This window comes from Synechococcus sp. W55.2, assembly GCF_047461635.1.
Taxonomy (GTDB): Bacteria; Cyanobacteriota; Cyanobacteriia; order Thermostichales; family Thermostichaceae; genus Thermostichus.
The window spans coordinates 1-17492 of the sequence record NZ_JANSHM010000060.1; the positions used below are offsets into that span (position 1 = coordinate 1).

Sequence of the window (17492 nt, forward strand, 5' to 3'; positions counted from 1 at the left end):
TGTTTGGAAACAAACAGAATGCTATCGCTGCATAGTTGAACAGTGATGTTCAGCAGTGTTCAGCGTAAATGTATCAGCTACCCACAGGGATTCCACCCTGCAGCAGCAAACAAAGGGGCTGAGATCAAAAGGGATCCCTCGTGGCGCTTTGACCCCACTTGCCGCTTGTCCTTAGCGGCCTGCCGGGTGCAGGAACCCTAGAATGGAAGTTAAGCCTACTTGCCGTGAGTGCCCATGAGCCTTTTGCCCACTTCCGCTGCTCCCCTAGCCATTGCTCCGACAGCAGCCAAGCCAAGGCGACTGGATTTTGAAGTGGTGATTGCCGGAGCTGGGATGGTGGGATCCACCTTGGCAGCCGCTTTGGGTCAGGCCGGAATCCGTGTTGGGCTGATCGAGGGGCGGGATCTCTCGCAGGGGGTGGGGGCGGATGGCCGAGCCAGCGCTTTGGCTCTGGGGACAGCTCGTATTCTGCAGCGGATTGGGGTGTGGCCCCTCATGGAAGCCTGGGGAGTCTCTCCCATCCACCGCATTCAGGTCTCTGATGGGGAAGGCCCCTGGGTGGCTCAGCTGCGCCGTGAGATGCTCCAAGCGCCGGCCCTGGGCTACGTCGTGGAAAATCAAATCACCCAAAAGGCCCTGTTGCAGCGCATTCGCGAGTGCCCTTCGGTAACGCTTTTCAGCCCCGCCCAGGTGCAAAGTTTCTCCCCTGCAGCAGATCACCTGCGGGTAGAGCTGGCCCAGGAGGGATCCCGGCAAACTCTGCGAGCTGCTCTGCTGGTGGTTGCAGATGGGGCCCGTTCGCGGCTGCGGGAACAGGCTGGGATCCCGTTATCCTGCTGGGGCTATGGGCAGGTGTGCATTGTTTCCACCCTCACCCATGAGCATCCTCACCAGCAGGTGGCCTACGAGCGCTTTCAGGCCAGCGGCCCCTTCGCCATTTTGCCCACCCCCGATCCCCATCGCAGTTGTGTCGTCTGGACAGTTCGCCAAGCGGATCGAGATTGGCTGATGGGCTTATCTGAGGCTGAGTTTCTGCAGGCCATCCGGCCTTGGTTTGGATCCCAGTTGGGAGCCTTGCTGGCGGCCTCTCCCAGAGCCTGTTATGAGCCACAGCGGGCCCATGCCCAAACCTATATCGGATCCCGGCTGGCTTTGGTGGGGGATGCTGCCCATACCACCCATCCGCTGGGGGGGCAGGGAGCGAATCTGGGCATGCGGGATGTGGCGGCCTTGGCTGCCCTGTTGATCGAAGCCAAAATGGCGGGCCGGGATCCCGGCGATCCGACTTTGCTACAAGCCTACGAGCGCTGTCGCCGCCCAGAAAACGCGCTGGTTCTTTTCGCAACCGATGCTGCCAATCGCCTCTTTTCCAACCGAAGCTGGCCGTTGCTGGTCTTGCGTCGCCTGGGCCTGTGGGGACTGGAGGTTTTGCCGCTGCTCAAGCCTGCTTTGATGCGCCAAGCAATGGGGATCCGCCCCCACCAACCCCAACTGCAGCAGCTCCCTTTCCCTGCACCCCCGGAACCTCTGGCTACGCCTGTCTAGATCCGGCCAAACTGTTGAGAGCTGGGCCCAGATCCTCGCCCGCCGCCTTTGTCCCCAGCAGACCAAGCGCTCCACAGGGATCAAGGCTGCTCCAGGGGTAAGTCTGAAAACAGCAATGGGGCAATATTGGCCGCCTGGTTGATGGGGATCTCGTCGTTGACGGCATACTGATAAAACTGATCCAAGCGCCGACACAAACCTTCTGGGGTCAAAGCCTGCACATTGGAGCTGATGATATAGCTTTGGGAAGGAGAGGCGCGAAACGCTTGAAAGGCTTTGCGACAAAAGTCCTGCTTGGCCTCCGGGTCTGCTTGTCGCCACTCTGGCCCCGTAAGTTTGCCGGACAAAGTGGGGCCGGTTGCCGCTCCCAAGGGCAGGCCTGTTCCCAAGATTAGGCCAGCCAGGATCAGAAACAGAAGGCCCCCCTTCAAGACTGCCTGCCAGAAAGAGAACTGAAGCCGTTGCCGGTGCTGCTCCATGGTTGGATAGGCTGGAGTGGAAAGGGATCCCCTCGATCATACCGATCACAGGCGGATCTGAGGGAAACTCAGGATCTCGGCTGGCTTTGCCGCTCCCCTCGATCCCCGCTGCCGTCCTCAGGAATGGCCGGAAAGGTGGGTCCCTTTCATCCCTTACCCGCTCGCACCCTCCGTCCCGTGGCTCGCAACAAACCCCGTCGGAAACAGCCTTTCCCGCATCTCCTCGGCTCCAAATGGACTTCCGTTCAGCCTGTTCTGGGTTGGCGACATTTTCAGGTCACCGCTCGCCAACAAGGGGAAGGAGGGCTGGTGTTTGCCGAGCTCAGAGCCGTCTGCGATCCCCAGGTGCGCCTCTGGGTCAACGCGGCCACCCTGAAGAACCGGGATCTTTGGCAGCCGGGCTGGACGCCTCTCGAAGACGGGATCCCCTGTGGGCGGCAGGATCCCCTTCTGGACAGAGCTGGGGGATAGTTTCTCTCAAGCTGGGGCTCAGGGATCGATTAGGATCATCTCTCTAGTGTGGTGTTTTAATTCAGAAGCTTGAGGAGAAGAAAGCGGGATGGCCAGATGTGACGTTTGCGGAAAAGATCTTATCTTAGCTACAGCGATTATCAGTGGGCCAAGCGCTGCGCCAATCCCTACGGGAAGTCTCACCTCATCTGCTTCGACTGCTACAGTGGTTCGTCTTGTCCCATCTGCTATTCCCCTCTGGAGCCGGCAGAATAGAAAGAGGCGTTCTCAAAAGCTGCTTGTCGGTTACTCGACTCCCATCCCCCTAGCTCCTCGGAGGGGGCGATGGTCGACAAGGGTCTCGATGGTTTTCCCAAGGGAGCCGGAAAAGTGCGCATTGGCCAGGGCTACGACATCCACCGCCTCGTCGAGGGGCGCCCCCTGATCCTGGGCGGGATCCGGATCCCCTACGAAAAGGGGCTATTGGGCCATAGCGACGCCGACGTCCTCACCCACGCCATCATGGATGCTCTCCTGGGGGCTGCCGCTCTGCGGGATATTGGCTACTACTTCCCCCCTGAAGAAGAGCGTTGGAAAGGGGCAGATAGCATCCTTTTACTACAGCAAGTGGTGCAGCTGGTGGGCCAAGAGGGCTGGTGCGTTGCCAATGTAGACAGTGTGGTGGTGGCGGAGCAGCCCAAGCTCAAACCTCACATCCCCGCCATGCAGGCCCGCCTGGCAGAGGCGATGCAGATCTCCCCCAAGCAAGTGGGGGTCAAGGCTACTACTAACGAAAAACTGGGCCCCATAGGTCAGGGAGAGGCCATTGCTGCCTTCGCAGTAGCCCTGTTGCTGGAACAGAGAGGACAAGCTTCCTCTGACCTTCCCATCAGAATCTGAAAAGAACCTGGTCACCCCACTGCCTGAGCTGCCAAACTGGCAAGCAATCGCTCCCTCAAAAACGCAGAATCTGCCCAAGTCGCAGTCAAACCACCCCCATTACCTGGATCCCCAACTTTCCCCCTGGGAAAGGGGCCGGGAGGGGGGCTACTCCTCTAGGAGAAGGGCTGGGGGTGAGGGCCTCAGCAGCGCGGAGCGCTTGGGCCACAGGGCGCGGGATGCGGGCGAGCCGTCCCAAACTTGCTTGGAACCCCAAACTTGCTTGGAACAACGACTTGGCAAAAGAAATGGCGGGCCAAAACAACACCTCGGCAAACCGACTCAGGAGGAACCTTTTTGTCTCTCTACTAGGGATCCTCCTGCTCTGGCTTGGTGCCTGTGCTGCCCCTGCCCGCCCGCCCCATTTGATCGCCACAGTGACTTCAGATCCCAAAACCTTCAACACCTATTTGGCCGCCGAAAGCTCCAGCCGCGACGCCATCGCCTACCTGGAGGCGGGCTTGGTCACCTTGGATGAGGATACCCTCTTGCCCAAACCGGAGCTGGCGGAAGGCTGGGAAGTGTCTGAGGACGGCTTGCGCTATGTCTTTACCTTGCGGGAGGGGCTGCGCTGGTCGGATGGAGAGCCTCTGACAGCAGCAGATGTGGACTTTACCTTTAACCGCATCATCTTCAACGAGCGGATCCCGACTTCTGCGCGGGATGTGAAGCGAATTGGAGAAGCCGGAGCATTGCCTCAGGTGCGGGCGCTGGACGAGCGGCGGATTGAGTTCGTTTTGCCGGAGCCCTTCGCTCCCTTTCTGCTGCAGGCCGGATCCCCTATTTTGCCCAAGCACATCCTCGAGCCCACTGTCGAGCAGTTGGACAGCCGGGGCAACCCCCTTTTCTTGCAAACCTGGGGTATCGACACGCCGGTGCAGGAGTTGGTGGGGGCCGGCCCCTATATCTTGCAGGAATACACCCCCGGCCAGCGGCTGGTGTACCGGCCCAACCCCTATTACTGGAAAGGGGAAGGGATCCCGCGCATTGAACGGGTAATCCTGCGCATTGTGGACTCAGAGGACACCGCGCTGCTGCAGTTTCGCTCCGGCGAGACCGACGTGTTTTCGGTGCGGGGGAGAGATTTTCAGCTCTTGAAGCGGGAAGAAGAACGGGATCAGTTCACCATCTACAATCTCGGCCAGACATTGAACAACAATTTCTTTGCCTTCAACCTCAGCCGCGCCCGTAACCCCCAGACCGGGCGGCCTTTTGTGGATCCCGTCAAAAGCCGCTGGTTCAACGATTTGAACTTCCGCCGGGCGGTGGCCCACGCCATGAACCGGCAGTTTTACGTCGATAGCATCCTGCAAGGGTTGGGCCAGATCCAGCACTCGGTCTTCTCCCCCGCCAGCCCCTTCTACCTCAGCCCTGAAGAGGGCTTGCCCACCTACGACTACAACCCTGAAAAAGCGCGGCAACTGCTCCTCGATGCCGGATACACCTATGATGCTGAGGGCCACCTGCGGGATTCCGAGGGCAACCGTGTCCGTTTCACCTTGCTCACCAACGCCGGCAACAATCAGCGGGAGGCCACTGGCGCGTTGATCAAAGCTGATCTGGAGCGGATCGGCATCACCGTTGATTTTACCCCCATCGCCTTCAACACCCTGGTGCAGCGCACCGATAGCCGCGACTGGGAAACCCTGCTGCTGGGCTTTGGTGGCGGCGGCACCGAGCCCAACAACGGCTCCAACATCTGGCGCAGCGACGGCCGTTTGCACCTCTTTAATCTGGGAGATTTGCCCGGCAACCCGGCAGAAGGGGTTGAGGTCAGCGATTGGGAACGGGAGATCGACCGCATCTTTATCGAAGGGGTGCGGGAGCTAGACTTTGAAAAGCGCAAGGCCCTCTACGACCGGTTTCAAATCATCATCCAGGAACAGCTGCCCCAAATTGGCACTTTCAACCCCCTGGTTCTCTCAGCCCTGCGCAACCGCATTCAAGGGGTGGATCCCCGACCCATTCTGGGGCCATTGTGGAATTTGGATCAGCTCTACATTCAAGAGTAGAACTTCTGATGACGTGCCTGATGATGCATCTGATGATGTGGGATAGGGAGAGGCTGTCTGAACTGTTGAGTTGTGTCCCTATCGCCACATTTGGCAGGTGAAACTTAGTTGTAGGTTGTGTTGTGGACGTCTTGGATTTTGCAACTATTTCACCGTCAACTCCACGTCCCCCGCACTCCTGAGAATGTTGATCCCCACTCCCCCCGCTTGTAAATAGAGGCCGATGTCCAGGGATCCCTGGCCCACCTGCACATTCTCAAGAATGACATGGGGCAGCCACAGGGGCAGAGTGGGCTTGGTCAAATGCACCCGTTGGGCCAGCCCGTCGATCTCCAGCCCCAGACAAGCCTGCAACAGCAAAAACACACTGGCCGCCGCCCAAGACTGGGGCAGACAGGCCACCGGATAAAGGGTGGGGCCCTCCCGCTGTCGCCGCCGAAAGCCACAAAACAGCTCAGGCAGCCGCTTCAGCTCCAGAAACTGGCTGGCATCGAACAGCGCTGTCAAGACCCGCACCGCTTCGCCCTTGAAGCCATAGCGAGATAAGCCTGCGGCAATCAAGGCATTGTCGTGGGGCCAGATGGAGCCATTGTGGTAGGACATGGGGTTGTAGCGCCCCTCTCCCTCCGGCACCGTGCGGATCCCCCAGCCGCTGAAGAAAGCTGGCTCCAGCAGTTGCCGGGCAATGCAGGCAGCATGCTCGGGATGGGCAATCCCCGAAAACAGACAGTGGCCCATGTTGGAGCTGCGCACCCGGCAGGGTTGCTTCTGGCCATCCAAAGCCAGGGCATAGCCCCCCAACTCTTCGCACCAGAAGTGATCCCAAAACTGCTGCTGCAGCTTTTCCGCTTGTTGTCGCAACTGGGCTGCTTGCTCTTGCCGCCCCAGCAGCTCGGCCATCTCTGCTGCCAACTGCTTAGCTTCGTAGGCATAGCCCTGCACCTCGCACAGGGCCAAGGGGGGTTCTGCCAGGGATCCGTCCGGGTAGAAGATGGCATCTTCAGAATCTTTCCAGCCCTGGTTGCGCAGGCCCCGCCGCGCCTTGCCGGCATACTCCAAAAAGCCGTCCCCGTCCGCATCCCCGTAAGTGTCCATCCAGTGCAGGGCTGCTTCGATGTTTGGCCAGAGCTGCCGCAACAGCTCTAGATCGCCGCTGCGGCGCACGTAGCGCCCTGCTAGCACCACAAACAAAGGGGTGGAGTCAATGCTGCCGAAATAATTGCCAAAGGGGATCTCGCGCGTCTTGGCCATCTCGCTGGAGCGCTGCTCATGCAGGATCTTGCCAGGCTCGGCATCGCGGCTGGGATCCACCTCCTGGGCCTGGTGGGCCGCCAGATACAGCAGCACCCCCCGCGCCAAGTCTGGAAACCACCAGAGAGTGGCCAGGGCGGTGATCAGGGCGTCGCGCCCGAAGACCGTGGTAAACCAAGGCACCCCCGCATAGGGATAAAGCCCGTAGGGAGTGCGGGTGAGCATCATCAGCAGATCATCCCGTGAGGCGTTGAGCCAATCGTTAAACTGAGCATTGCCGGTGTCGATCCGGTGGGCTTGCGCCCGCAAGGAAGCCCTTTGCTCCCGCTCCGCCTGCAGAGCCTCCTGGTAGGTCAAAGGGGCAATCTCCTCCCCGCCGTAGCTGCAGATCACCCTCAGCTCCAAATTCCGTTCCTCCTGCGGGGCCAAAGGCACCCACCACTGCGCCAGCTTCTCCGACACTAGCTCCGGCGCCGGCAAAAATTGCAACTGGGTTTGCCGCTCCACTCCATCCAAGCCGCGGTAGCGGAGAACCACTCCCTCAGGGTTCACCTGGGCCGGCAGCACTTGACCTCGCTGGGCCCGTCGGATGCCCCGGATCTCAAAAATATCGGCAAAGTCCGCCTCAAAGCGCAGGGTAATCGGCACGCGAAACGGCTCCGAGCCGTAGTTGTGAATGCGAATGCGCTCGTAGGCTACGTTGTTCCACAGAAAAGTAGTCCGTAGAACATGCAGGGTATCTTGACCGATAAACTGCCCCTCTGAGGTGGTGAACTCCGGGTTGGTCAGATCCACCGCCAAAATATCTTTGTCTTCCCGCACCTCTGAGCTGAGCAGCAGGAACTGCTTTCCCTGCAAGTCCAACACCCAGCGGGACAAAAAGCGGGTGTCGTCCCGGAAGAGGCCATGATCCCGGATGCCGAGGGGGCGCATGTTCCCTCGCCGGTCAAAGATGGCAAAGCAGTTGTCATGCTTGAGAACATGAGAGCGTGCCTCCACCCAAGAGGCGCTGGCCCGGATGTAGTACTGATCTTGAATTTGGATGATGTCTTCTGCCATCTCGGTCTTCTCGATCCCTATCCAGCCGGTCTCCTACGCGAACAGCTTACTGCTATCGGTCCACTCAAAGAAGGCGAAGAAGCAGGGGCCCCCCGATGCAGCCCAGCAGCCCTAGCTGCTACTTGGCCCATCTAAGCCTTATTAAGCTGCCTTCTTCGCGACATCTCCTGCCGCTCGTTCACCAGTTGGCGGTAGAGAGCCTCGTAGTCCGACACCATTCTTTCCACGCTGAACCGCTCCTCAAACACCTGCCGCACCCCGGCTCGGCTCAGGGATCCCACCTTCTCCACAGCCTCCACTGCTTCCTCCACCGAGTCGACAATAAAGCCGGAGCGCCTGTCGGCCATTACCTCGGGTACTGAGCCAAAACGGGTGGCAATTACCGGCGTGCCACAGGCCATCGCTTCAATCATCACCAGCCCAAAGGGCTCCGGCCAGCGGATGGGAAACAGCACCGCATAGGCCTTGCCCAAAAACTCGCTTTTCTCTTGGTCGGTGATTTCCCCTATGATCTCCACATTGGGGTGGCGACTGGCCAAAGGCTTAATTTCTAACTCGTAGTACTGGCGATCCACCGCATCGATCTTGATAGCAGCCTTCAGCGGCATCCCTGCCCGCGCCGCAATTTCAATAGCCGTGTCCAGCCCTTTTTCCGGGGAGACCCGGCCCAAAAAGGCCAGGTAGTCCCCCTTTTCTGGATAGAAACGGTGGAGATCCAGGGGCAAGCCGTGGTAGACCGTCCCCACCCAGCGGGCCTGGGGCAGCGGCAGCCGCTGGGCGTTGGAGATGGAGACCACCGGAATGTCCTGAAACTCGGTGTAGAGGGGCTGCAGCTCCGGAATGTCCAGTCGCCCGTGTAGGGTGGCCAAAAAAGAAACCTGCGGGTGGCGACGGGCCAGGGCATAGGGATAGTAGTCGATGTGGCCGTGGATAATGTCAAACTCGTCGGCCATCTGAAAGGCTTTCTCGACCATCAAAACATGAGGAGCCACTGTGTCGATGGCCGTGGGATCCAAACGCAAAGCCCGCTCCCGAAAGGGGATGAGGCGAGCCTGGGTTTGGGAGTCGCCGCTGGCAAACAACGTCACCTCATGCCCCCGCCGCACCAGCTCTTCGGTGAGCCAAGACACAACCCGCTCAGTGCCGCCGTAGAGCTTGGGGGGCACACTCTCATGCAAAGGGGCAATCTGAGCAATGCGCATAGCCATCCTCCACACCGAATCATCACTGCTTAACGAAAACTTCTGCTGGCGCTCCGCCGCCGACCCTTGGGATCCCCTGTTGAGGGCACGCCATTCCTGGCTAGACTGTTCCAGAGTGAGCAGGAAAGGAGTTCAGGCTGCCGCCACCTGCCGGAGAGTTGAAGAGGCTTGAATGAGAACCCCAGCCATCACTTGCTCTTGCCCGCCGCAGCTTAATTTTCCTCCTCAGCGCTGGCTGTGGAGTTGCTTGGGAGCCATGGCCATAACGGCTCTCACGGCTGTTGCCGCTTGGGCGCGGCCAGTGCTGGAAGTACGCATGACCCTGGGCTTGCCCATCAGCCCCAACTACTGGTACATGGTAGCTCTCAGCCGGGCCGGCAGCCCTGGCCCCACCGCCAACTTGGTGGATCCCAACGTCCGTGTGGGGCCCAACGAGTACACCTTTGTGCGGGACTGGGATTACCTCATTCGGGTTACCCCCCTCAACGAAGAGTCAGTCTTGCAGGCTACCATCCAGCGATTTGGAGAGCCGGAACGGGAGTTTGCCGTCGGCTTTAACCAGGTACGGGTTAATCGCCTTACCCGTGACCGCGATACCCTCAATTTCCAGATCGATATATCCGAGCTGCAGGGCCTTGATGGGCGAGACCAAGATATCCAGGTGGCTCTGCTCACCGCCCGTGCCCCCTTCCGCGTAGCCCCTGAAGAGACCAATCTGGCCATTGATGCCACCCGGGGGGATCTGCCCAATTTCTATCGCCTCAGCCTGTCCAATCAGCGGCAGGTGGTTGTGGATGATCCCCAGCGACAAGAGACGGTGCGCCGCAGCCGCGAATTGATCCAACAAAGTGGCTCCGGAGCTGCCCTCACTCGCGACCTTATCGAGGGCGGGGCTTTGGAGATTTTGGCCGCCAACATCCTCACCTTCGAGCTGCGCCTGGTGGATCGCTAGAGAGGGATCTCTTCCCATCTGACATCTGCCCAAGACCGTTCTTGCAGCCCGGCAGAGCCTCAATCCCTCAATAGTCGTTCCAAGTTGCCGTGAACCGGCCCATTGGCTTCCCTCTACCCTTGGGAGAAAGGCTCGGGGATCTCAAGCGATTGGAAAAACTCCTTCTCCTGGAACGGGTGCAGGATCCAACATCACAAACAAAAACGACTCCAGCCCCGCCAGGTAGGTGAGCACTTCCTCCCGGGCCGCTTCCAGCTCTAACTTGTTGACCTGGGCCGCTTGCTCAATCAAGGCTTTCACTGCCGTTGGCCCCTGCAACAGGGATCCCAGCCAAGCCATCTGAGGGGCTGAGATGGTCAGGCGCCCATAGCTGGATCCCGGCCAATTCATGGCAAACTCCAGCTTCTTCTCGTAGGCTTTGGCGAAGTTTTGGCGAAATTCGACGTTGTCGGCCAGGATGGGGTTGAGCTGCACTCTGCCCCCCAGCCAATCGGCGTCGCTCCAGGGCAAGACCAAGGAAGAGCCGGGGTGTTCCGCCCAAAAATCGATCAGGCGATGGTTGGGGTAGATCAGCTCATAAAAGTGATTCTGGTCGGCAGGCGAGAGTTTGTCCAGCTCGGCTTGCAGCCAGGGGGGCATGGCCCTCTCTTTGAACAAAAGCGCCGGATCCCAGTCGGCATAGTCCACCAGACAAACCAGGCCCAGCTCAGCTTCCTCGAGCATGCGCATCAGGTCGGGGATCAGGAAGCCCTTGTCTCCTGGCAAGAGGTAGTTGGCCCGGATGTTGGTGTCGTCTTTGTAGATCTCAGGGTTCCAGCGCAGGGCTGCCCGCATTTCGTCCGAGGCCAAACTGGCCATGAATTCCCGTACCCGCTGACAGGCCTCAGGAGTGGGTAGATCAAACAGCCCCAGCAGCCGAAACGCCTCTTGTAGGCGAAAGATCACCTCCCGCTGGTAGGCGTGGTGCAGGTTGGCCCGCAGGATCCCGTCAGGTTTGAGAACCCGCTTGAGGGCTTTTAGCCCCGCCACCGGATCGTCCAGCAGATAGAGCACATCGTTGAGGCTGATGAAATCAAATTCCAGCCCCAACTGTTCGATATCCAACAGGTCGAGAACATACAACTCCACCTCTCCAAAACCGTGGTAGCGCAAGCGTCGCTCCGTCACCCGTACCGACTCTGCCGACAGGTCGCACACCACCAGCCGCGCCCCCGGATTGGCCTCCGCCAAGATCAACGTTTCCCAGCCCGAGCCGCAGCCGGCATTCAAAATCAGAGCACCCTCGCTGGGCACAATGGCGTGAGTGCGGGCGTATTGGGCGGTGGTCAAACTTAGGCGGTACAACCCGTCAATGGCGTTGCGGCCCGAGGCCTCAATCGCCACATTGGGGTAGGGCAATTCTTCGTACAGTTGCCGCAGAGATTCTGTCGAGCTGCTGGCCATGGGATCCGCTGCAGGAAGCTGCCCTTTATGCTACCCGGCATCCCTTCCCCGCAGGAATGCCTCTAAGGCAGCAGCCAGGGTTTCATTCCCCTGCAGATCCAATCCATCCGGCCTCTGGGGTGGGTGGGCGGGATCCCGCAAAAAGTCCCAGGATCCCTGAAAGAACTCCTCTGGGGAGAGGATGCGATGCCAGCCGTAGCGCTGCAGACCCTCAACCAGCAACGGTGACTCAGCAAACCCAGAGCGGACGACACAAGCCATGGACGTGCGGCTGCGCAGGGCCTCCGCCAAAGTGCCATAGCCCGGCTTGGACACCACCCAGCGGCAGAGGGGCATCACATCCACCGGTCGCCACACCCGCCCATCCAAAACCCGCAAGTTGGGCAAGGGGGGAGCTTCCGGATCAAAGGTGAGAAACTGCCAGTCGGGAAAATCTTGGAGCCGCTCGTAAGGAAACCCCCGTACCCCTAGCCCGCCAAAGGTAAACAAAGCCCTGGGTTGCTCCGGGTGTAACCCCAACTGGGCGGCGACCTCTTCTGGTGGGTAGCGGGGATCCGATCCCGTCAGCCCCACCTCCCGCTGATGCGGGAAGGCGCTAGTGCTCCGCACCGCTGACGCGACCATGCTCTCGCTAAAGGGCAGGCGAAACAGAAGGTCACATTGCCCATAGAGCTCCCGAACCCAGGCCACAAACGGTTGAAACTCAGGGCCGTATTCTTGGTAGATGAAATCCCAGCCAAAATTACTGGCCATCCAGCAAGGGATCCCAGCAGCCTGGGCAATCGCCGCAGCAATGGGCGGCACATCCGCCAACACCAAAGGCACCCCCTGGGCTCGAATGAAATCCGCTTCTTCTCGAACAAGCTCCGCAGCGCTGGCTTTAAACGCCTTGAGGGCAGCCAACGTAGCCGGCAGATCCGCTTGCAGCCCATCCGGCTGCACCACCCCCACATCCAACGCCCGCGGCCGATGGAGAAACTTCCCCTCCACGTAACGCTCCAGGAGCCAGCGGGGAGCCGGCGTAACAAAGATGGGCAGAACATGGGGATCCCGCCGCAGCAAAGCATTCACCACTGCCACCAGACGGGTAACGTGCCCAAACCCGTGAGCTGTTGCCGCCACATACAGAGGAACGGGATTCATCGCGACCACCTCAAGACAGAACAGGATCTGCGGGGGACTTTTCCCTACGGGATCCCCACAGATTGCTGGCCAAAATCAGACCCAGGCCCAGCACGGATCCCAGCGCAATCCTCTCGCCCAACAGCACCGCAATCAACCCCAACGACAAAAAGGGCGTCACATACACCCAGTTGGCCAGGGATCCCCGATGGCCCGCCAACTCCAGAGCCCGCAGCCAAAATACAAAAGTCAGGCCCATCTCCGCCAGACCAATGTAAGCCGCCCAACCCAGCCCCGCAACTGTCCAAGAGACCTCCTGAAACGGCAGCAGTAGCAGGCCATAGAGGCTGCCGAAGAGAAACCCCATAAACAGCTTCAGCACCGCATCTCGCCCATCCCGCACATTGAGCAGCCAGTAGAGCGCCCAGATTCCAGAGCTGCCCACCGCCAGCAGCACCCCCCAGGGATCCCCCGCCTGCAAGGTGCCCCAGGATCCCCCCGTAGCCACCAGCACCACCCCCAGCAGGCTCACCCCCAAGGCCAACACCAGCCGCCAGCGAAAGCGCTCTCCCAGCAGCGGCACCGCCAGAAGAGCCAGCACCAGCGGCCAAGTGTAATTCAGAGCCATCGCCGCCTGAGCCGACAGACGGTCATAAGCCTGGAACAACACCCCATAGTAGCCGAAGGGGTTGAGCAGCCCCTGAAGGGCCGACAGGCGGATTTGGGATCCCCTCTGCTTGCCGAGGAACCCTGCCCGCCCTGTAACCACCAAAACGATCCCCAGGATCAAGCAAGAGCTCAATGCCGAAAAAATCAGCAAGACCGTCGGCGACAGGTGCTGCAACCCAAACTTAAAAGCGCTGGCAGCCGTAGCCCAGCCCAAGATGGCCGCCGCCAGGTAAGCATATGCTCGCCAGGGATCCCTGCCCATCAAAAGCTGTCGAGATGGTGCTCCGCACTGCTACCGCCGTCCTCTGGCTTCGACTTAGCTCCGGTGGGAAGGCCCAGCCGCGGTGCCACCACCCAGGCGTAGAGCAGGTAGCCCAACCCCGCCACCACCGCCCACCTGAGAACAGTGCCGAAAACCCGGAAGAACAGCCCAACCAGAAGAATACAGCCCAGAATGGCGAAGACCGTCACCAGTGGACGCCCCCAAGTCTCAATCCAAGCTCGAACGGCACTTTTCCCCCGAGACGCAACGGATGTTCCCGACTCCCGAGAGGCTGCAGCCGCCTGCTCCAGTTCACGCTCAAGCTGTTTCAGCCGTTCTTGTTCTGAGAAAGAGAGATCGGACATAGAGAGCAGTCTCCAGCGTTTCACCTCCATCTTACGGGCTGCTCCCGAAGATGGGCAGACTAAGCTCGCGCCGAAGGGATCTCCTGAACCATAGCCCGGAACACATCCAAAGCCGGGCCAGGGCGACGGTTAGGACGCGGAGCCGAGATCTCATTGGGCACAAAAGGCTTCTCCACCACCACCTTGGGCTTGTTGGCAGGAACAGCTGTAGCCACCGGAGCAGAGCTGGGGGAAGCCGGTGCAGGACGAAAAGGCCCGGTAACAAAATCCACCAAGCCGCCGAAGAGAATGCCGAAGAAGGAGAACAGGCCGCCGAAAAGCTTTTTGAGGATACCCATAGCTAATTGCAAAGAGATGAGGTGAGAACTTGTCGATGTTGAGAACTTGTCGATGTTATGTCGATGTTGTGAAGTTATACAACCCGACCTTCATTATTGTTAAAAGGTAGCCTCTTGGCCATGAGTAGATATACTCCTTTTCTTAGGCCTGGGGATCCCCCACCCGCCTGCCCTCGGCGTCAAATCGCTGTAGGGGTAGGGTCAACTCCAGCTCTTGCAGCTCCAAAGGTTGAGAGACCCCCCTGCCGCGCCCCAAAGCAAAGCCATCCGCCGCTGCCGGGTTCACGTCATAGCCGATATCTGCCATTGCTTCGACGGTGAGAATGCTTAAGGGGTTGGCTACCCCCCGGTCGATGCGGCTGGTCATCAGCTCGCGGCCCAAGACATTCTCCCGCCAATGGGAATCTCGGGATCCCTCCCCAAACTGGTTCTCCAAGGGCACAGAGGGCGCGTTTCCTCCCAGCGTGGCGAAGGCGCTGACCGCCCTGGGGCCGATAAAGCGGGGATCGTAGCCAGGGGGCGTAGGCTGATCCCGTCCCACCAAGCCCACCGTTAGCCCCTTGGGATCCCAGACGATGGGCAAGAAGCCCAAGGCATGGCCCAACTCGTGCAGGGCAGTAATGGGCAGATCCCCTCGCTCTTCCAAAGCCGATAGGTTTTGGCTGTTGAACAAAATGACGGAGTAGAAAGGCAGACCGTTAGAGGCCCGCACAAAACAGGGAGCAGCTCCCCCCAAAATTCGCTCGTTGCCGAGGTTTCTGGCCCGCACCTCCACCAGCAGATCGTCGATGGGGAAATTGAGTGGCGTGCTGGGAAACCCTCGATCGCATTCGTCGGCCCGAATGGTGGTGGGGGGCAGATCCGGCTGGTCACCAACGATGATCTGTTGCCAGCGCAGAGCAGCACTGCGGATGATCGACTGCTGGGTGGGGGTGAGACTGTTGTCGGGAAAGCGAACGTCAATGGTGAACTGGGAAGCAGGCGCAGTCGTTGGCGAGGGCAAAGGGGCAGGAATGACAGTCGGAGTAGGGGTGAGAACGACAGTTGGAGTAGAAGTGGGAATGAAGGTTGGAATGGGAGTGGGAATGACACTCACAGAAGAGGAGCCACCACTTCCCCCGCAGGCCTTGAGCACCAGTACCAGAAGCACAGCCACCAGGGATCCAAGCAGACGCAGACCCCATACTTTCCCCAGAAGCTGTCGCTGACCCGAAAAAACCTTCACACCACCCCCAAACGCAAAGAGCCTCACGGCCCAGTTGGATCATACCGGTTGCGACCCTCCTCCTGAGCATGATTTGCGTCACACCGCACCGGCCAACTTCAAGGCCGGGAAGAGGTGGGTTTGGAGGTCTATATCTTCAGGTCGGAAGCCCTCAATCTAACAATCCAAAGAGTCAGAAGATCCTTCTTCTTCTATGCCCCAGCCTGCAGCCAAAACGTCCACCGCTGCCCGCAGCGCCTGGTTATCCCCCAAGAGCTCCTCGGGATCCGAACGCGGCTCCGCCAGGGGAACCAAGCGCAGAATACGTCCGTCCTGAACCAAGTCGATAACCACGCCCGGCTGCTCCTTGCCCAGGTTGGCAATCTCTTCTTCGGAAGCGGGATCCCGCAGACAGGCATAGTCAAAGCTGTTCACATTTAAGTAGAGGCTACGGTTTACCACCAGTGTGGCAGCAGTGGGATCCTGAAAAACATCCACCACGCAGCCTTCCCCTTGCTTCCGCACTGAGCCATCGACGATATCGAAGTAGCGAACACGGGCCAAATCGGATAGCAGTCGGTAAATATCCCGCTTATTGACCAGAGTTCCCGTATTCACAATACAGGGGGCACAGGGATGAGTGTCTGTCATAGAGCAGTCGGTCTCGAAAGGTCAACAGATTGAGAGTAGGCAAAAGGAAAGCAACATCAACAGTGTCTGCAAACTATCTCCGAAAACATCAGTCCTCGGCAATTCTAGGCGCGGTTATGGTTGACAAGCAACAGGTATCCGTAACTTTACAAAAACTTTAATCAGCTAAAAAAGAGAGAAGTAGCCTGCCCTGCTTTATCCAGTTAACCCAGTGCAACAACAGAACAACTCGCTCCATTCCGCCTACCCAGGGCTCAGACTGCTCTCAAGGCAAAATCAATCCATAGCTTTGCTTCTATCGACTTTATCACAGCCTTCCAAAAAGGGCACAGGCCACTACAAGGTGCAATCTCCAGACAAAAGGGACAGAGGCTGTCCGGCAGGATTCTACCTGCATCTTGTGGGAAGGCAAGTAGCTGAGCAGCTTTAGACTCTAGATATTGTAGATAGATATTGTAGATGAACCCCGAACAGACCGTCTTCGATTCAGAACTCTCCCCTTGGCTTCTTAGGAAGGATAGCATAGGGTACCAAGCCCGCTGCCTGAGAAAGTGTTGACTTTCCACCAGAGACGACTTCTGCCATGGCAACCACTCCCCAACGCCAGACCCTGCCAGTTGTCGATTTCGCTGCCTTTCAAAACGGAACGTCAGGTGAGCGGGAGCAGTTTGTCCGCCAGGTGGGGGAAGCGCCGCAACAGATTGGCTTTTTTGCCTTGGTTAACCATGGCCTATCGCCGGAATTGATCCGGGAAGCCTATGAAGCCGCAAAAGCCGTTTTTCTTTTGCCAGAGCCAACCAAGAGAGCCTATGAGGATCCGGCGCTGCTGGGGCAACGAGGGTACACCCCCTTTGGCAAAGAACACGCCAAAGATCATCCCTATCCTGACATGAAAGAGTTTTGGCACATCGGGCGCGAAGGGGATCCCCACCTTCCTGCCAACATCTGGCCTCGGGAGGTGCCCCAATTTCGCAGGGTGATGCTAGAGCTGTTCGCCCAACTGGAAACCTGTGCCCAGGGACTGTTGCAAGCAATCTCTCTGTATCTGGGGGAGCCTGCCGAATACTTGCCCAAAGCGGTGGAAGGAGGAGCCAATCTCTTGCGGGTGATTCACTATCCGCCCCTTCCCGCTGAAGCCCTCCCCAGAGTTTACGAGCTGCAGCCCATGAAGACATCAACTTGATCACGCTCTTGTGTGAAGCCACCGCGCCAGGGCTAGAACTTCTGCAACGAGATGGATCTTGGCTGCCCATTTCGGCCCTCCCTGGTCAAATCATTGTCGATGCCGGGGATATGCTGCAAAACCTCACCAATGGCCTGTTGCGCAGCACCACCCATCGGGTGACCAACCCCGACAACCCTCAAGAATGCCGCTTTTCCATTCCCTTCTTTGTGCATCCGCGGCCAGAGGTGGATCTCACGCCCTTGCCGACTTGTGTGGCCCGCACTGGCGGGATCCCTCGGTTTCCTTCCGTAAACTACCCGACCCTGACTGCTTCGCAGTACGGGGCGGGCTTTCGGTAGCCCTGCAGTTGGCAAGCCAACCACG

The 17492-nt window shown here is 59.1% G+C and carries 17 protein-coding genes and 1 pseudogene; 7 read left to right on the forward strand and 11 right to left on the reverse strand.

What is annotated here, in order from left to right; genetic code table 11:
- The first annotated feature begins 234 nt into the window (after positions 1-234).
- Positions 235-1545 carry a UbiH/UbiF/VisC/COQ6 family ubiquinone biosynthesis hydroxylase gene (locus NW828_RS11080; protein WP_414383900.1) on the forward strand — a complete coding sequence of 437 codons (1311 nt, stop codon included), beginning with the start codon at positions 235-237 and terminating at the stop codon, positions 1543-1545.
- 80 nt (positions 1546-1625) lie between these two features.
- On the opposite strand, the gene NW828_RS11085 is transcribed toward NW828_RS11080, so the two are convergent.
- A complete protein-coding gene (locus tag NW828_RS11085) occupies positions 1626-1976 on the reverse strand; it encodes a hypothetical protein (RefSeq protein ID WP_414329946.1) in 351 nt (116 codons plus the stop codon).
- A gap of 225 nt (positions 1977-2201) precedes the next feature.
- Between NW828_RS11085 and NW828_RS11090 the strand changes: the two genes are divergently transcribed.
- Positions 2202-2495 carry a TIGR02450 family Trp-rich protein gene (locus NW828_RS11090; RefSeq protein ID WP_414329949.1) on the forward strand — a complete coding sequence of 98 codons (294 nt, stop codon included), beginning with the start codon at positions 2202-2204 and terminating at the stop codon, positions 2493-2495.
- A 369-nt stretch (positions 2496-2864) separates the two neighbouring features.
- Positions 2865-3374 carry a 2-C-methyl-D-erythritol 2,4-cyclodiphosphate synthase gene (gene ispF / locus NW828_RS11095; protein WP_414342922.1) on the forward strand — a complete coding sequence of 170 codons (510 nt, stop codon included), beginning with the start codon at positions 2865-2867 and terminating at the stop codon, positions 3372-3374.
- An 85-nt stretch (positions 3375-3459) separates the two neighbouring features.
- Here the strand turns inward: ispF and NW828_RS11100 are convergent, their stop codons facing one another.
- The gene (locus NW828_RS11100) at positions 3460-3612 is read right to left on the reverse strand and encodes a hypothetical protein (RefSeq protein ID WP_414383902.1); all 153 of its coding nucleotides are present in this window, start codon (positions 3610-3612) and stop codon (positions 3460-3462) included.
- A gap of 37 nt (positions 3613-3649) precedes the next feature.
- Here NW828_RS11100 and NW828_RS11105 point away from each other — a divergent pair, with 37 nt between their 5' ends.
- Positions 3650-5425, forward strand: a complete 1776-nt coding sequence (locus NW828_RS11105) for an ABC transporter substrate-binding protein (RefSeq protein ID WP_414383905.1) — start codon at positions 3650-3652, stop codon at positions 5423-5425.
- 144 nt (positions 5426-5569) lie between these two features.
- Here NW828_RS11105 and NW828_RS11110 read toward each other — a convergent pair whose 3' ends face one another.
- Positions 5570-7735, reverse strand: coding sequence for a glycogen debranching N-terminal domain-containing protein (locus NW828_RS11110; RefSeq protein WP_414383908.1), 2166 nt, complete (start codon positions 7733-7735; stop codon positions 5570-5572).
- Between the two features lie 131 nt (positions 7736-7866).
- Positions 7867-8937, reverse strand: coding sequence for a glycosyltransferase family 4 protein (locus NW828_RS11115; protein ID WP_414350481.1), 1071 nt, complete (start codon positions 8935-8937; stop codon positions 7867-7869).
- A 256-nt stretch (positions 8938-9193) separates the two neighbouring features.
- Here NW828_RS11115 and NW828_RS11120 point away from each other — a divergent pair, with 256 nt between their 5' ends.
- On the forward strand, positions 9194-9889 hold the full coding sequence (locus tag NW828_RS11120) for a hypothetical protein (protein ID WP_414330153.1): 696 nt from the start codon (positions 9194-9196) through the stop codon (positions 9887-9889).
- Positions 9890-10030: 141 nt separating this feature from the next.
- Here the strand turns inward: NW828_RS11120 and NW828_RS11125 are convergent, their stop codons facing one another.
- From NW828_RS11125 to NW828_RS11155, 7 genes are all read right to left on the reverse strand, one after another.
- A complete protein-coding gene (locus NW828_RS11125; protein ID WP_414383910.1) occupies positions 10031-11332 on the reverse strand; it encodes a class I SAM-dependent methyltransferase in 1302 nt (433 codons plus the stop codon).
- Positions 11333-11362: 30 nt separating this feature from the next.
- A complete protein-coding gene (locus NW828_RS11130) occupies positions 11363-12475 on the reverse strand; it encodes a glycosyl transferase (RefSeq protein ID WP_414383912.1) in 1113 nt (370 codons plus the stop codon).
- A gap of 10 nt (positions 12476-12485) precedes the next feature.
- Positions 12486-13385 (reverse strand): DMT family transporter, encoded by a 900-nt coding sequence (locus NW828_RS11135; protein ID WP_414383914.1) that lies wholly within the window; start codon positions 13383-13385, stop codon positions 12486-12488.
- On the reverse strand, positions 13385-13750 hold the full coding sequence (locus tag NW828_RS11140) for a hypothetical protein (protein WP_414383916.1): 366 nt from the start codon (positions 13748-13750) through the stop codon (positions 13385-13387). Before NW828_RS11140 ends, NW828_RS11135 begins: the two co-directional genes overlap by 1 nt.
- Positions 13751-13809: 59 nt before the next feature.
- Complete coding sequence (locus NW828_RS11145) at positions 13810-14088, reverse strand: hypothetical protein (RefSeq protein ID WP_414342915.1); 279 nt, start codon at positions 14086-14088, stop codon at positions 13810-13812.
- A 142-nt stretch (positions 14089-14230) separates the two neighbouring features.
- Positions 14231-15313, reverse strand: coding sequence for a leishmanolysin-related zinc metalloendopeptidase (locus tag NW828_RS11150; protein WP_414383919.1), 1083 nt, complete (start codon positions 15311-15313; stop codon positions 14231-14233).
- A gap of 156 nt (positions 15314-15469) precedes the next feature.
- Positions 15470-15943, reverse strand: coding sequence for a hypothetical protein (locus tag NW828_RS11155; protein WP_414383922.1), 474 nt, complete (start codon positions 15941-15943; stop codon positions 15470-15472).
- Positions 15944-16526: 583 nt separating this feature from the next.
- Between NW828_RS11155 and NW828_RS11160 the strand changes: the two genes are divergently transcribed.
- Both NW828_RS11160 and NW828_RS11165 read left to right on the forward strand, forming a co-directional pair.
- Positions 16527-17126, forward strand: a complete 600-nt coding sequence (locus tag NW828_RS11160) for a 2-oxoglutarate and iron-dependent oxygenase domain-containing protein (RefSeq protein WP_414383925.1) — start codon at positions 16527-16529, stop codon at positions 17124-17126.
- Between the two features lie 8 nt (positions 17127-17134).
- Positions 17135-17284 (forward strand): annotated as a pseudogene (locus NW828_RS11165) (2OG-Fe(II) oxygenase family protein); the annotation flags it as partial.
- Positions 17285-17492: the final 208 nt, after the last annotated feature.

Coding starts and splice junctions, on each gene's coding strand:
- NW828_RS11120 (WP_414330153.1), top strand. CDS start 9,194: ATGGCCATAACGGCTCTCACGGCTGTTGCCGCTTGGGCGCGGCCAGTG.
- NW828_RS11130 (WP_414383912.1), bottom strand. CDS start 12,475: ATGAATCCCGTTCCTCTGTATGTGGCGGCAACAGCTCACGGGTTTGGG.
- NW828_RS11115 (WP_414350481.1), bottom strand. CDS start 8,937: ATGCGCATTGCTCAGATTGCCCCTTTGCATGAGAGTGTGCCCCCCAAG.
- NW828_RS11110 (WP_414383908.1), bottom strand. CDS start 7,735: ATGGCAGAAGACATCATCCAAATTCAAGATCAGTACTACATCCGGGCC.
- NW828_RS11135 (WP_414383914.1), bottom strand. CDS start 13,385: ATGGGCAGGGATCCCTGGCGAGCATATGCTTACCTGGCGGCGGCCATC.
- NW828_RS11125 (WP_414383910.1), bottom strand. CDS start 11,332: ATGGCCAGCAGCTCGACAGAATCTCTGCGGCAACTGTACGAAGAATTG.
- NW828_RS11160 (WP_414383925.1), top strand. CDS start 16,527: ATGGCAACCACTCCCCAACGCCAGACCCTGCCAGTTGTCGATTTCGCT.
- NW828_RS11080 (WP_414383900.1), top strand. CDS start 235: ATGAGCCTTTTGCCCACTTCCGCTGCTCCCCTAGCCATTGCTCCGACA.
- NW828_RS11145 (WP_414342915.1), bottom strand. CDS start 14,088: ATGGGTATCCTCAAAAAGCTTTTCGGCGGCCTGTTCTCCTTCTTCGGC.
- NW828_RS11140 (WP_414383916.1), bottom strand. CDS start 13,750: ATGTCCGATCTCTCTTTCTCAGAACAAGAACGGCTGAAACAGCTTGAG.
- NW828_RS11155 (WP_414383922.1), bottom strand. CDS start 15,943: ATGACAGACACTCATCCCTGTGCCCCCTGTATTGTGAATACGGGAACT.